Here is a 13,897-nt window from a genome sequence, read left to right as displayed (position 1 = left end):
CATGACGTCTTCCGCCGATCGATCCATCCCGCTGCAGGTGGTGCAGCCGGCCGCCACGCCCGCGCCGGATTCCCTGCAGCCCGGCGTCCGCCAGGTCGCCGGCGACAAGATCGCGCGCTCGCCGGTGCAGTTCGCCGACGTGCCGGTGCTGCGCAAGCCGTCGTGGATCCGGGTGCGGATCCCGTCCAACGGCGCGGTCGCGGCGCTGAAGGCCAAGCTGCGCGAGAACCGCCTGGTCACGGTCTGCGAGGAGGCCAGCTGCCCGAACATTCACGAATGCTTCGGCCACGGCACCGCCACGTTCATGATCCTCGGCGAGGTCTGCACACGCCGCTGCAGCTTCTGCGACGTCGCCCACGGCCGGCCGAAGCCGCCGGACCCGTCGGAGCCGCTGAGCCTGGCGACCACCGTCGCCGACATGGGCCTGAAGTACGTGGTGGTCACCAGCGTCGACCGCGACGACCTGCGCGACGGCGGCGCCCAGCATTTCGTCGACTGCATCGCCGCGATCCGCGACAAGGCGCCGGGCACCCGGATCGAGGTCCTGACGCCGGACTTCCGCGGCAAGGGCCGCATGGACCGGGCGCTGGAGATCCTGGCGCGCAACCCGCCGGACGTGTTCAACCACAACGTCGAGACCGTGCCGGAGCTTTACCGCAACGTGCGTCCGGGCGCCGATTACCAGTGGTCCCTGACCCTGCTGCAGAAGTTCAAGGCGCAGCATCCGGGGCTGCCGACCAAGTCCGGGATCATGCTCGGTCTCGGCGAGACCCTGGAGCAGGTGCAGGGCACCCTGCGCGACCTGCGCGCGCACGACGTCGACATGATCACCATCGGCCAGTACCTGCAGCCCAGCGCCCACCACCATCCGGTGCTGCGCTACTGGACGCCGGAGGAATTCAAGGCGCTGGAGGTGTTCGGGCTCGAACTCGGCTTCAGCCACGTCGCCTCGGGGCCGCTGGTGCGCTCGTCCTACCATGCCGACCGCCAGGCGATGGAGGCCGGCGTCGCCGCCTGACGGCGCCGGACGGCCGTCACGCCGGGCAGTCCAGGCGCCCATGTCCGCCCGGACGCACGCACCGCACATGGACTGTTCACGTCGGGACGGCGGCGGCCGGGTAGAGTGGAAATCGCCTCGTCGCGCGCCGCGGATGCAACTTTCGGCACTGTGGCGCCGTCCATGACTGTCCACACACTGCCGGTCGGGCCCGCCGGGCCGGCCACCAAGGTTGAATCGCGCATGAAAGCCTCCCGCCTGATCTCCACTGCCCTGATCGCGCTGGCCCTGTCGGTGCCGCTGGCGCTGATGGCGCGCGCCGACGGCGATTCGATCCCGGCCTCGCCGAATGCCGACCAGGTGCGGACCGCGAAGCTGGTGCATGGCCTGCTTTCCGACAGCCGCTACGCCTACCGGCCGCGGCAGCTGGATCCGGCGATGTCGGCGGACATCTTCGAGCGCTACCTGGAGTCCCTGGACCCGACCAAGATGTTCCTGACGGCCACCGACGTCGCCGGTTTCCAGCCCTACGAGCCGAGGATCGGCGAGGCCATCCGCGACGGCGACATGGAGCCGGCCTACGCGATCTTCGCCAAGTACAAGGAGCGCGTGGCCGAGCGCGTGGCGCATGCGCGCGCGCTGCTCAAGCAGGACATCTTCGATTTCGACGGCGAGGACCGCTGGGTCTACGACCGCGAGGACGCGCCGTGGGCGGCCGACGAGGCCGAGCTCGATGCGCTGTGGCGGCAGCAGGTACGCAACGACTGGCTGCGCCTGAAGCTGGCCGGGCGCGAGCCGGCGGAGATCCGCAAGACCCTGGACCGGCGCTACGTCAACCTGGGCAACAACGTCGCCCAGCTCGACGGCGAGGACGCGTTCCAGACCTTCGTCAACGCCTACACCGCGGCGATCGACCCGCATACCGACTACTTCAACCCGCGCAGCACCGCGCTGTTCAACCAGAGCATGTCGCTGTCGCTCGAGGGCATCGGCGCGCAGCTGCAGAAGCAGGACGACGTGGTGGTGATCCGCGAGCTCATCGCCGGCGGCCCGGCGGCGATCAGCGGCAAGTTCAAGCCCGGCGACCGCATCGTCGGCGTCGGCCAGGGCAAGGACGGGCCGATCGAGGACGTGGTGGGCTGGCGCATCGACGACGTAGTCGAGAAGATCAAGGGGCCGAAGGGCACCCAGGTGCAGCTCGAGGTGGTGCCGGGCTCGGCCAACCTCGACAGCGAGCCGGTGCGCATCGTCCTGACCCGCGCGCGCGTGCGCTTGGAGGAGCAGGCCGCCAAGTCCAAGGTCCTGACCCTGCCGGGCGTCGGCGAGGGCGACGGCGATCGGCGCATCGGCGTGATCGAGCTGCCGGCGTTCTACCAGGACTTCCAGGGCCGGCGGAACCGCGACGGCGACTACGCCTCGGCCACCCGCGACGTGGCGCGGATCCTCGGCGAGTTCGAGGAGGACGGCGTCGACGGCGTGGTCCTGGACCTGCGCAACAACGGCGGCGGCTCGCTCAACGAGGCGGTGGAACTGACCGGGCTGTTCATCGACACCGGCCCGGTGGTGCAGGTGCGCGAGTCCGGCGGCCGCGTCAGCGTCGAGGGCGACCGTACCTCGGGCGTCGCCTGGGACGGGCCGCTGGCGGTGCTGATCAACCGCGGTTCGGCCTCGGCCTCGGAGATCGTCGCCGGCGCCATCCAGGACTACGGCCGCGGCCTGGTGATCGGCGAGACCACCTTCGGCAAGGGCACGGTGCAGAACCTGGTCGATCTCGACCGTTGGCCGGGCAGCGAGGAGAAGCGCTTCGGTTCGGTCAAGCTGACGGTGGCGCAGTTCTTCCTGCCGGGCGGCAGCAGCACCCAGAATCGCGGCGTGGTGCCGGACATCCGCTTCCCGGTGACGGTCGACGCCAGCGAGTTCGGCGAGAGCACCTACGACAACGCGCTGCCGTGGACCCGCATCGCCTCGGTCCCGCATACCCGCTACGGCGACTTCAAGCCGCTGCTGCCGCAGCTCAACGTGCTGCACGAGAGCCGGGTCGCCGAGGATCCGGAGTTCCAGTGGTGGGTGGAGGACGTCGAGCAGTTCCGCGCCGAGCGCGCGAAGAAATACGTATCGCTCAACGAGGCCGAGCGCCGCGCCGAGCGCGAGCGCGAGGACGCCAAGCGCCGCGAGCGCCAGGAACAGCGGCGCGCGCTGGGGCTGCCGCTGGACCCGCTGGCCGAGAACGGCAGCGACGACGGGTTGCAGGCCAACGAGCGCGACGTGGCCGTGGACGCGGCCCGCGAGAAGGCGGCCGAGGAACGCCCGGACCCGTTGCTGCAGGAGTCCGCGGCGATCCTGGCCGACGCCATGCGCCTGCTGGACGGCGATCGCCAGCTGTCGGCACAGGTGTTGCCGGAATCCACCCACCCGGGCAGCTGGGCGCGCTGAGGAGGACTACGGCGGCCGGCCGGGCCGCGGCAGTTCGTAGGGAGCCGACGGCAGAACGCCATCTGCCGCGGCCAAAAAAGCAGTAGCTTTTGTGGGAGCGACGGAAGTCGCGACTCGGCGTCTCCGGAGACCGGCGGTCGCGACTTCCGTCGCTCCAACGGAAGCTGCCCGCCAGGTTGCTGCAGGAGGTGATGGCCGCTATATGCCGGCGCAGCCGATCCGCGTCGCAGAGGTTGCGACGCGGTGAACTCGCCGACGCTACGCTGCGTTGCGGCCATGCCGTCGTCGGCGGACGTAAGATGCGCGGTGCGATAAACGTCTGAGTCCTTCCCCCTCCTCCCCCAACGTCTGGACGCTTTCCCATGAGTGCCGTGCCGTCGCTCGTGTCACGCCCTGCCACCGTGCTTTCGGTGGCGGTGGCCCTCGCCCTGGTCTACGTGATCTGGGGCTCGACCTATCTCGGGATCCGCTTCGCCCTGGAGGGCGGGTATCCGCCGTTGCTGATGGCGGGCATGCGCTTCGTCGTCGCCGGTGCATTGATGTACGCCGTGCTGCGGCTGCGCGGGACGCCGGTGCCGACCCGCGCGCAGTGGCGCAACTGCACGGTCATGGGCGTGCTGCTGCTCGGGGGCGGCAACGGCCTGGTGTGCATCGCCGAGCAGTCGGTGTCCTCGGGGCTGGCGGCGGTCGCGGTGGCGTCGGCGCCGCTGTGGATCGGCTTGTTCGCCAGCTTTCGCGGACACCGTTCCGGTGCGCTCGAGTGGGCCGGGCTGGCGATCGGCTTCGTCGGCGTGCTGTGGCTCAACGCCGGCAGTTCGCTGACGGCGACCCCGCAGGGTCTGGTCGCGCTGCTGGTCGCGCCGATCGCCTGGGCCTTCGGCTCGGTCTGGAGCCGCGGCCGCGACCTGCCGTCGCCGTTCATGACCGCCGCGGCGCAGATGCTGTGCGGAGGGGCGGTGATGCTGCTGGCCGGGGGCTTGCTGGGCGAGCGCTTCGCCGGTCCGCCGACCCTGCACGGCACGCTGTCGGTGGCCTACCTCGTCGGCTTCGGCTCGATCGTCGGCTTCACCGCCTATGTCTGGCTGCTGCATCACGTGCGCCCGACGCTGGCAGGCAGCTATGCCTACGTCAATCCGGTGATCGCGGTGGTGCTCGGCGCCTGGCTGGCCGCAGAGCGCTTCAGCCCGCACGACATCGGTGCGATGGCGGTGATCCTGTGCGGCGTGGTGGCGATCACGCTGGCGCGCACGCGCGCGCCGAAGCCGGTTGCGGAAATGGAGGCCGGCACGTGACCGGCGACTCGCGCGAACTGCGCGCCGGACTGTGGACCGCGGCCGGCGCGTTCGTCCTGTGGGGGCTGATGCCGCTGTACTGGCATCTGCTCAAGGCGGTGCCGTCGCTGCAGATCGTCGCCCACCGGATCGTCTGGAGCACGCTGCTGGTGGTCGGCTGGCTGCTGTGGAAGCGCGGGCGCGGCTGGTTGCGCGCGGCGCTGGCGCAGCCACGCGCGGCGTGGATGCTGGCCGTCAGCGCGTTGCTGATCGGGTTCAACTGGGGCTTGTACATCTGGGCGGTCAATGCCGGCCACGTGATCGAGACCAGCCTGGGCTATTTCATCAATCCGCTGCTCAACGTGGTGATCGGGGTGCTGTTCCTGCGCGAGCGGTTGTCGCCGCCGCAGTGGGCGTCGGTGGCGATGGCCGTGGTCGGCGTGCTGTGGCTGACCGTGCACTACGGCAGCTTTCCGTGGATCGCGATCGGGCTGGCGCTGTCGTTCGCGCTCTACGGGCTGGTGCGCAAGCTGGCGACGGTGGAATCGATCCCCGGGCTCGGGCTGGAAAGCCTGTACCTACTGTTGCCGGGCGTGGCGTTGCTGCTGTGGGGCGAGACGCACGGGCAGGGCGACTTCCTCGGCGGCTGGGGCGTCGCGGTGGCGGCGCTGCTGGTGGTCGGTGGCGCGCTGACCGCGCTGCCGCTGATCGGCTTCGCCTACGCGGTGCGGCGGGTGCCGCTGTCGGTGGTCGGGGTGATGCAGTACATCGCGCCGACGCTGCAGTTCCTGCTCGGCGTGTTCTTCTTCCAGGAGGCGTTCGACCGCGACCGCGCGATCGGCTTCGTCTTCATCTGGGTGGCGCTGGCGGTGTTCGCGATCGACGGCTGGCGCCGGTCGCGCCGGCGCGCGGTGGCGCCGGTGGTGTAAAGCTCCCAGGCTGTTCCTGGCTCCGGAGCCGAGAGCAGCGAGCAAGCTCCGCTCTACGTGCCGGGGCAGGGGCCGCCGGCGTCGGCCCAGGTGGTGAACGCGGCCACGAATTCGGCATGCGGGACCGGCACCGGCGCGCGCTCGCCGCCGGGCTCCCAGCCCCACAGCACCAGCGCGTCCTCGGCGACGTGCTCGAGCATGGCGTCGAGGTCGCGGTCGCCGTTGCGGCTGCGGTCCTTGAGCAAGGCGCACAGTTCGGCCGGCGAAGCGCCGATCCAGACCATCTTCTGGTCCGGCGGCGGCAGCTGCCAGTGCGGTGCGCCGGGCGGCGCGTGCGGGCCGTAGCCGTCCGGCGCGTTGGCCTCGCCGTGGCAGGTGCCGCAGGGCAGGCCGGGCGCGCCCTTGCCCTCGGGGCCGCGCACCACCTGCATCGCGTGCGGGACTTGGCTGTCGAACTGCAGCGGCTGGTCGCCGGGGATGTGGCAGTTGCTGCAGCGCGGGTGCTGGAACACCCGTTCGACGGTGGCGAAGGCCTCGACCGCGGCGGCTTCCCGTTCCGGGCTCACGCGCGGTGTGCATGCGGCGAGCGCCAACACGACCAGGCCGGGGATCAGAATGCGCATCGTCGTCTCCTCAGGTCCGCGGCGCGGAAGCGGCGGTCGCGGCGGTGGGTCGCAACGGCAGTTCGCGCAGGCGCTGCCCGGTGAGCGCGAACACGGCGTTGGCGACCGCCGGCGCGATCGGCGGCGTGCCGGGCTCGCCGGCGCCGCCCATCTTTCCGGTGCCCGGCACGATGTGCACCTCGACCCGCGGCATCTCGTCCAGCCGCAGTACCCGGTAGTCGTGGTAGTTGGATTCCTGCACCCGGCCCTCGCGTAGGGTCAGGGTGCCGTGCAGCGCCGCGCCCAGTCCGAAGACGATGCCGGACTCCATCTGCGCACGTACGCCCTCGGGATTCACCGCCACGCCGCAGTCGATGGCACAGACCACGCGGTGGACGCGGATGCGGCCGTCGTCGACGGAGACCTCGGCCACCTGCGCCACGAAGCTGCCGAACGACTCGTGCACCGCCACGCCGCGGGCGCGGCCTTCGGGCAGCGCGCCCTCCCAGTCGGCATGCTCGACCGCGAGGTCGAGCGCCGCCAGGTGGCGCGGATGATCCTTCAGCAGGTCGCGTCGGTAGTCGACCGGATCGCGGCCGGCGGCGTGCGCCAGTTCGTCGACCAGGCTCTCCATGGCGAAGCCGGTGTGGGTGTGTCCGACCGAGCGCCACCACAGCACCGGCACCGGATTGGTCGGCGAGTGCAGCTCGACGCGGTGGTCGGGCACGTCGCGCAGGTAGGGCGAATCGGACGCACCTTCGACCGAGGCGTTGTCGATGCCGTTCTCGATCATCGCCGCGAACGGCGTTCCGCCGAGGATCGACTGGCCGACGATCGTGTGCCGCCAGGCCATCGGCCGCCCGGCCGCGTCCAGCCCGACCCGCGCCCGGTGCAGGAACGCCGGCCGGTAATAGCCGCCGCGGGTGTCGTCCTCGCGCGTCCAGACCGTCTTGACCGGCCGTCCCGCGGCCTTGGCCACGTGCAGCGCCTCGCGCACGAAATCGCAGGTCGGCGTGGCCCGGCGGCCGAAGGCGCCGCCGAGGAAGGTGGTATGGATGCGGATCTGCTCCGGACCGAGCCCGGTGACCTCCTGCGCGACCTGCATGTCCAGGGTCTGGAACTGGGTGCCGGTCCAGACCTCGCAGAGATCGGCGCCGAGGCGCACCGTGCAGTTGAGCGGCTCCATCGCCGCGTGCGCGAGATAGGGCACGGTGTACTCGGCCTCGACGACCCGCGCGGCGGACTGCAACGCCGCGGCGGCGTCGCCGGCACTGGCCGCGACCGCGCCTTCAGTCCCCGCCAGCCGGCGGTAGTCGTCGAGCAGCGCGTCGCTGTCGACGGCGGCGCCGTCGCTGGGCTCCCACTGCAGGCGCAAGGCGTCGCGGCCGCGCTTGGCGGCCCAGAAGTGGTCGGCGACCACGGCCACGCCGCTCGGCACCTGCACCACGTCGCGCACGCCCGGCACCGCGCGCGCGTCGCTGTCGTCGAAGGATGCCAGCCGTGCGCCGAAGGCCGGCGCCCGCGCGACCACCGCGGTCAGCAGGCCTTCGAACTGCACGTCGATGCCGAAGACGGCGCGGCCGGTGATCTTCTCGGGCGTATCCAGGCGTCTGGTCGGCCGGCCGATGCGGGTCCACTGCTTCGGATCCTTGAGCGGCACCGACGCCGGTGCCGGCAGTTCCGCCGCCGCCGCCGCGACCTCGCCGTAGCGCAGGCGGCGGTCGCCGGCGACCAGCACGCCGTTCTCGGTGCGCACGCGCCCGACCGGCACGCCGAACCGCTGCGCCGCGGCCTGCACCAGCAGCGCGCGCGCCAGCGCGCCGGCCTGGCGGTAGCGGTCGAACTCCGACCAGGTGCTGGTCGAGCCGCCGGTCATCTGGATGCCCATCGCGGTGTGCGCATAGGCCGGCGCGGCCGGCGCGTGCTCCACCCGGATCGTCGACCAGTCGGCATCGAGCTCCTCGGCGATCAGCAGCGGCAGGGTGGTCCACACGCCCTGGCCCATTTCCGAATGCGCCAGCAGCACGGTGATGCGGTCGTCGCTGCCGATGCGCAGGAATGCGTTCGGCGCGAACGTCGCGGCGCCCGCGGCGGCGGCTTCCTGCGCCATCGCCAGCCGCCTGGCACCGGGCAGGGCGATGGCGACCACCAGGCCGCCGCCGAGCACGGCGCCGGTCTTGAGGAATCTGCGGCGGGAAGCATCGGTCGCGGTGGTCACGGCAGGTCTCCGGGGTAAGGTCGGGAGGTGAGAAAAACGCAGCGTCCGCAACCGGCGTCACGTAGAGCCGAGCTTGCTCGGCTGCGTAGGCTCCGGAGCCGGGAGCAGCGGAGCAAGCTCCGCTCTACGCTTCCAGCTATCGAATCAGCCCTTGCCCAGTTCCGCGGCGCGGTGTACCGCGGCACGGATGCGCTGGTAGGTCCCGCAGCGGCACAGGTTGCCGGACAGCGCCTGGTCGATGTCGTCGTCGCTGGGGCTGGGCACCGCGGCCAGCAATGCGGCCGCGGACATGATCTGCCCGGACTGGCAGTAGCCGCACTGCACCACGTCGATCTCCGCCCAGGCCCGTTGCACGGGATGGCTGCCGTCCTCCGACAGGCCCTCGATGGTGGTGATGCGCTTGCCGGCCACTGCCGCCGCAGGCGTGACGCAGGCGCGCAGCGGCGCGCCGTCGACGTGCACGGTGCAGGCGCCGCACTGGGCGATGCCGCAGCCGTACTTGGTGCCGGTCAGGCCGATCAGGTCGCGCAGGACCCAGAGCAGCGGCATGTCGCCGGGCGCGTCGATCTCGTGTTCGGTACCGTTGACGTCGAGTCGCATGTGTTCCCCTGGCGGCGGCTGGGATGTTCAGGCACGTTACCGCTGCCGGCGGTCGTTTGCACCGCGTCTGCTTGCACGATCGTCCGGAACTCGTGCCCGATCGTCGTGGCCTGGCCTTGGCGGCCTGACGACGGCGATGGACTCGGGCAGTTTTGTTCGCAACTTCGACGGCCGTCGCGGCCGATGCGCATGGGAGTGGCATGTCCGAACAACGCATGGTGATGGAGGCGTCGCTGGCAGCACTGCGGCGCGGGGAAGCGGCCGCGCTGGCCATCGTCGTCGCCACCGAGGGCTCCACCTACGTGCGCGCCGGGGCGATGGCGCTGTTCGGCGCCGGTGATGCGCAGGTCGGCTGGCTCAGCGGCGGTTGCCTGGAACCGGAGATCGCGATCAATGCCCGTACCGCGGCCGCCGCCGGGCAGGTGGCGTGGATGGACGTGGACACGCGCGACGACGAGGACCTGTTCTCGGGCTCGGCGCTCGGCTGCCGCGGCCGCCTGCACCTGGCGTTGCTGCCGCTGCGTGAGCTGGAGGGATGGGACGACGTGGTCCGCGCATGGCTGATGGGCGCTGCGCTGCAGCTGACCATCGAGCAGGCCGGGACGATCGCCGCCGCGGCCGGCGGCGAAAGCTTCCGTTGGCGCCTGCCGGTCTCCGCGACACCGCCGCTACTGCCACCGCTGCCGTGCCGGCTACCCGTCGCCGCCCCGCGCCGCGTGCTGGTGTTCGGCGCCGGCCCGGAGTCGGCCGGCCTGCTGCCGCTGCTGCGCCGGCTCGGCTGGATGACCACCGTGGTCGAGCAGCGCACGCGCTGGCGTGCGCAGGCGCAATTGGCGGACCACATGCTCGAGCGCATCGCCGATGCGGCCATGGTCGACCCGGACACGCCCGCGTACGCGGCGGCACTGGTGATGCAGCACAACTTCGAGCTCGATCGCGCGGCGCTTGAGGCGCTTGCCGACAGCGCCATTCCCTTCATCGGCCTGCTCGGGCCGACGCGCCGGCGCGAGGACCTGTTCCGGGTGCTGCCGGAGCCGGCGCGCACCGCGCTCGCGCCGCGGCTGCGCTCGCCAGTGGGCCTGGACCTCGGCGGACACGGCCCGGAGGCGATCGCGCTGAGCATCGCGGCGCAGCTGCAGGCCTGGCGCAGCATCGAGGCGCCGTGAACGCCCCGCATGCCGCGGTGGTGCTGGCGGCCGGCGGCAGTCGCCGGCTGGGGCATCCCAAGCAACTGCTGACGCGCGCGGGCGAGCCGCTGGTGCGGCGCGCCGCGCGGCTGGCGCTGGCGACTGCGCCCGCGCGCGTCCTGGTGATCGTCGGCGCAGACGCCGGCGCGGTCGCCTCTGCGCTGCGCGAGCTGCCGGTCGAGACGGCGCTCAATCCGGACTGGGCGCAGGGCCTGTCGACGAGCCTGCGCGCCGCCGCCGAGGCGTTGGCGGCGACGGCGGGCGATTGCCTGGTCCTGGGCTGCGACCAACCGGCGCTGGAGGCGCATCATCTGCAGGCGCTGCTGGCGCTCGCGCGCGGGTCGGCATCGGGCTGCGCAGCGACCTTCCATTGCGGCCTGGCGGGCATTCCGGCGGTCGTGCCGGCCTCGCTGTTGCGGGAGGCGACGGGCCTGCGCGGCGACCAGGGCCTGCGCGGCGTGCTGCGCGCGCTGCCGGCTGCCGACGTCGGCGAGCTCGAGGCGGCGGAGCTGCGGCTCGACGTCGATACGCCGGAACAGCTGCAGGCGGCGATCGCGGCCGGATGGGTGGATCCCGCGGGGTGAACTCCCCGCCCCAGGGGCGGGTCTGGTCGCGCGCGTAGAGCCGGGCTTGCCCGGCTGCGTGGGCTCCGGAGCCGAAGCAGCGGAGCATGCTCCGCTCTACGCGGTGGCGGGTATCGACCCGACGGGAAGATCGCGTGCGGCCTGCGGCGGCGGCGCGGTACCGTGGTCACGCCGTTGTTCCGGTGCCGCTGACTCGAATGGGTCACGGCGCGGCGCCGGGGCGACGGCGCGGGCGTTCAACCCCGTGCCAACAGCCACAGGAGCGCACCGCCGCCGGCAACCGCGACCACGACGGTGGCGATCCACCAGCGGCGCGCGCGCCGCCGCAGTCGCGCCAGGCGCTCGGCATGCACCGCGCGCGCCTGCTCGATCAGCGGCGCGGCCTGCGCCTGCGCCTGCGCGCGCGCGGCCGCGGTGTCGCGATCGACGCGCCCGGACTCGGTCGCGAGCTCGCCGTCCTCGTAGCACGCGAACACGCGCCGGTGCAGGTCGGCGTACAGCGCTTCGAGCTCGCGCCCTGACAGGCGCCGCAACGCCCCGGGCGCGAACCGGTCGCCCGGCGCCCCCGCGCTCACGCCGCCCGTAGCGCGGTGGTCACCGGCAGCCGTGCGGCGCGCACCGCCGGGAACAGGCCGCCGACGAAGCCGATCGCCAGCGCCCACTTGAGCCCGTTCCACAGCAGCTCCGGGGTCACCCGGAACTCGAAGGTCAGCTGGCCGACGCCGCCCGCCAGGGTGGAGGCGGTATAGCCGTTGAACACCAGCCAGGCGACCAGGCCACCGAGCACGCCGCCAGCCGCCGCCAGCAGCATCGTCTCCAGCATCACCGCCACGACCACCGGCAGCCCGCGGAAGCCGATCGCGCGCAGGGTGGCGATCTCGCGCGCGCGCGCGGCGACGCTGGCGAACATGGTGTTGAGCGCGCCGAACACCGCCCCGATCGCCATGATGGAGCCCACCACGATGCCGATGATGCGCAGCACCTTGGTCATGCCTTCGGACTGCTTGGCGAAGTACTCGGCGGTGGTGCTGGCCTCGACCTGTAGCCGCGGATCGGCTGCCAGGGTCGCCTTGAAGGCGTTGAACGCGCCGGGGTCGGCGAGCTGCGCGGTGATCGAGTTGCGGCTGCTGCCGCGGCGGTAGGTGGCGGCGACGATCTCGGCATCGGCCCAGACTTCGGACTCCATCGCATCCCCGGATTCGAACACCCCGGCCACGGTCCAGACGTCGCTGCCCAGCCGCACCTCGCTGCCCGGGTCCAGGCCCGCGAACTGGCGCCGCGCGCCCTTGCCGACCACCAGCTCGCGCCGGCCGGGCTCGAAGTTGCGTCCCTCGACGATGCGCATGGCCGGCCGGACCTTCCAGGCCTCCGCACCGACGCCGCGCAGCTGCACGCTGCCGTCCTCGTCGGGCGCGCCGCCGCGGATCGGCAGGTTGGCGGCGACCACGATCTCGGCCGAGGCCAGCGGCCGCCCCTCGGCGTCGCGCGCGACCTCGGGCGCCTGCATCACCGCCAGCAGCGCGTCGCGTTCGAGTACCGACATCACCTCGGCGGCGGAGCCGCCGCGCAGCACCATCGCGGTCTCGTCGTTGCCGGTGCTGCTCAGGGTCTGCCGATAGCCTTCGGCCATCGCCAACAGCGCCACCAGCACGGCCACCACGCCGACGATGCCGATCACCACCACCGACGAGGCCGCCAGGCGCTGCGGCAGGGTGCTGATGCCGACGTTGGTGACCGAGCCGGCCTGGCGGCCGCTGCGGGTCAGCAGCATCCACAGCGCGAGCACGGCGGCGAGCGCCAGCAGGGCCGGCCAGGGCAGGAACGACCAGGCCGCCAGGCCGACCAGCACGACCAGGGCCAGGGCGCAGCCGAACAGGAAGGATTTGAACTTGCCCATGTGCGTGTCCTCTCAGCGGCCGGCGAGTGCGTCGACGATGTTCAGGCGCATGGCGCGCAGCGCCGGCAGCGCGCCCACCAGCAGGCCGATGCCCGCCATCAGCGCCAGGCCGAGCAGCCAGCTCTGCAGGCCGATGGGCGGCAGGCTGATCATGCCGTTGCTGGCGGAAGTGACGGCGGGGCTGAGCACCGCGGCCAGCCCCAGGCCGAGCACCCCGCCGATCAGCACCAGCAGCACCGACTCGGCCAGCACCATCGCCAGCACGCTGGTGCTGGAAAAGCCGATCGTCTTCAGCACCGCCAGCTCCGAGGTGCGCTCGCGCACCGCCTGCGCCATGGTGTTGCCGGTCAGCAGCAGCAGGGTGAAGAACACCGCGCCCATGATCGAGCCGACGATCAGGCCGATGTCCGCCATCTGCTTGAGCTGCGAGGCGAACGCGGCCTGTTCGGTCATGGTCTTGGTCTCGTCCGGCGAGTTGGCCGACAGCGCGTCGATCGCCTTGGCCACGCGGTCGGCCTGGCGCACGTCGCCGACGCGGCTGACGTACCAGCCGACGTCGCCGTCCACGTACGGGGTCGACTCCTCGAAATAGTCCCAGCGCAGCAGCAGCAGGCTGTCGTTGAATCCGGCGCTCTTCTCGTCGCGCGAGCGCAGGATGCCGACGATGTCGAACTCCCAGTTCAGGCTGCCGTCGCTGTTGGGGAAGATCGTCGACTGCAGCGGGATGCGGTCGCCGACCTTCCAGTCGAAGCGGCGCGCCAGGTCCTGGCCCACCAGCACGCCGGTGCGGGTGCGTGCGAACGCCTCGCGTTCCTCGGGCGCGACTTCGATCTCCGGGTACAGGTCCAGGTAGTTCGGCGCCACCGCGAAGCTGAAGATCTGGTTGCGCGGATCCTGGTAGGCGCCGCCGAACCAGTTGGCGTAGGTCACCGCCTCGACGTTGTCGAGCTGGGCGATGCGCGGGCCCAGCGACAGCGGCAGCGTCTCGATGAACGACAGCCGCGAACTGGTCTGCAGGCGCTGCGCGCCGTCGGCGTTCTGGCCGAGCTGGGCGAAGCTGCTGCGGATGCCGTCGAGCATGCCGAACAGCAGGAACGCGGCGATGATCGAGGCCAGGGTGAGGAAGGTGCGGGTCTTGCGCCGGAACAGCGCCGCCCAGACCAGGTGCAGGTATTTCAT

At 72.0% G+C, this 13,897-nt stretch carries 12 protein-coding genes; 6 read left to right on the top strand and 6 right to left on the bottom strand.

Annotated features, from left to right (window positions below):
• The first annotated feature begins 1 nt into the window (after position 1).
• From lipA to rarD, 4 genes are all read left to right on the top strand, one after another.
• A complete protein-coding gene (lipA, locus tag U3649_RS00270; RefSeq protein ID WP_407352905.1) occupies positions 2-1,018 on the top strand; it encodes a lipoyl synthase in 1,017 nt (338 codons plus the stop codon).
• Between the two features lie 222 nt (positions 1,019-1,240).
• On the top strand, positions 1,241-3,430 hold the full coding sequence (locus U3649_RS00265; RefSeq protein ID WP_407352904.1) for a carboxy terminal-processing peptidase: 2,190 nt from the start codon (positions 1,241-1,243) through the stop codon (positions 3,428-3,430).
• Between the two features lie 362 nt (positions 3,431-3,792).
• Positions 3,793-4,722, top strand: a complete 930-nt coding sequence (gene yedA, locus U3649_RS00260; protein ID WP_407352903.1) for a drug/metabolite exporter YedA — start codon at positions 3,793-3,795, stop codon at positions 4,720-4,722.
• Positions 4,719-5,630 carry an EamA family transporter RarD gene (gene rarD / locus U3649_RS00255; protein WP_407352902.1) on the top strand — a complete coding sequence of 304 codons (912 nt, stop codon included), beginning with the start codon at positions 4,719-4,721 and terminating at the stop codon, positions 5,628-5,630. The genes yedA and rarD overlap by 4 nt, the downstream gene beginning before the upstream one ends.
• 53 nt (positions 5,631-5,683) lie before the next feature.
• On the opposite strand, the gene U3649_RS00250 is transcribed toward rarD, so the two are convergent.
• The 3 genes from U3649_RS00250 to U3649_RS00240 all read right to left on the bottom strand — a co-directional run bounded on the left by U3649_RS00250 (position 5,684) and on the right by U3649_RS00240 (position 9,050).
• Positions 5,684-6,253, bottom strand: a complete 570-nt coding sequence (locus U3649_RS00250) for a hypothetical protein (RefSeq protein ID WP_407352901.1) — start codon at positions 6,251-6,253, stop codon at positions 5,684-5,686.
• Positions 6,254-6,263: 10 nt separating this feature from the next.
• Entirely contained in the window at positions 6,264-8,450 is a 2,187-nt protein-coding gene (locus tag U3649_RS00245; protein WP_407352900.1) for a molybdopterin cofactor-binding domain-containing protein, read from the bottom strand.
• Positions 8,451-8,594: 144 nt separating this feature from the next.
• Positions 8,595-9,050 (bottom strand): (2Fe-2S)-binding protein, encoded by a 456-nt coding sequence (locus U3649_RS00240; protein WP_407352899.1) that lies wholly within the window; start codon positions 9,048-9,050, stop codon positions 8,595-8,597.
• Positions 9,051-9,250: 200 nt separating this feature from the next.
• Between U3649_RS00240 and U3649_RS00235 the strand changes: the two genes are divergently transcribed.
• Both U3649_RS00235 and U3649_RS00230 read left to right on the top strand, forming a co-directional pair.
• The gene (locus U3649_RS00235; protein WP_407352898.1) at positions 9,251-10,216 is read left to right on the top strand and encodes an XdhC family protein; all 966 of its coding nucleotides are present in this window, start codon (positions 9,251-9,253) and stop codon (positions 10,214-10,216) included.
• Positions 10,213-10,821 carry an NTP transferase domain-containing protein gene (locus U3649_RS00230; RefSeq protein WP_407352897.1) on the top strand — a complete coding sequence of 203 codons (609 nt, stop codon included), beginning with the start codon at positions 10,213-10,215 and terminating at the stop codon, positions 10,819-10,821. Before U3649_RS00235 ends, U3649_RS00230 begins: the two co-directional genes overlap by 4 nt.
• 236 nt (positions 10,822-11,057) lie before the next feature.
• Here the strand turns inward: U3649_RS00230 and U3649_RS00225 are convergent, their stop codons facing one another.
• The 3 genes from U3649_RS00225 to U3649_RS00215 are packed head-to-tail and all read right to left on the bottom strand — an operon-like array spanning position 11,058 to position 13,897.
• Entirely contained in the window at positions 11,058-11,396 is a 339-nt protein-coding gene (locus tag U3649_RS00225) for a hypothetical protein (protein ID WP_407352896.1), read from the bottom strand.
• The gene (locus tag U3649_RS00220) at positions 11,393-12,718 is read right to left on the bottom strand and encodes an ABC transporter permease (protein WP_407352895.1); all 1,326 of its coding nucleotides are present in this window, start codon (positions 12,716-12,718) and stop codon (positions 11,393-11,395) included. The genes U3649_RS00225 and U3649_RS00220 overlap by 4 nt, the downstream gene beginning before the upstream one ends.
• Positions 12,719-12,730: 12 nt before the next feature.
• A complete protein-coding gene (locus U3649_RS00215; RefSeq protein WP_407352894.1) occupies positions 12,731-13,897 on the bottom strand; it encodes an ABC transporter permease in 1,167 nt (388 codons plus the stop codon).

Source organism: Luteimonas sp. R10 (genome assembly GCF_045689605.1).
Lineage (GTDB): Bacteria > Pseudomonadota > Gammaproteobacteria > Xanthomonadales > Xanthomonadaceae > Luteimonas.
The sequence above is the reverse complement of the archived record's forward strand: the minus strand, read 5'-3'. Positions and strand labels throughout refer to the sequence as shown.

Bases quoted from the DNA above. Each gene is read 5' to 3' on its own strand.
- U3649_RS00240 (WP_407352899.1), bottom strand. From the start codon at position 9,050: ATGCGACTCGACGTCAACGGTACCGAACACGAGATCGACGCGCCCGGC.
- U3649_RS00215 (WP_407352894.1), bottom strand. From the start codon at position 13,897: ATGAAATACCTGCACCTGGTCTGGGCGGCGCTGTTCCGGCGCAAGACC.
- lipA (WP_407352905.1), top strand. From the start codon at position 2: ATGACGTCTTCCGCCGATCGATCCATCCCGCTGCAGGTGGTGCAGCCG.
- U3649_RS00250 (WP_407352901.1), bottom strand. From the start codon at position 6,253: ATGCGCATTCTGATCCCCGGCCTGGTCGTGTTGGCGCTCGCCGCATGC.
- U3649_RS00235 (WP_407352898.1), top strand. From the start codon at position 9,251: ATGTCCGAACAACGCATGGTGATGGAGGCGTCGCTGGCAGCACTGCGG.
- yedA (WP_407352903.1), top strand. From the start codon at position 3,793: ATGAGTGCCGTGCCGTCGCTCGTGTCACGCCCTGCCACCGTGCTTTCG.
- U3649_RS00220 (WP_407352895.1), bottom strand. From the start codon at position 12,718: ATGGGCAAGTTCAAATCCTTCCTGTTCGGCTGCGCCCTGGCCCTGGTC.
- U3649_RS00265 (WP_407352904.1), top strand. From the start codon at position 1,241: ATGAAAGCCTCCCGCCTGATCTCCACTGCCCTGATCGCGCTGGCCCTG.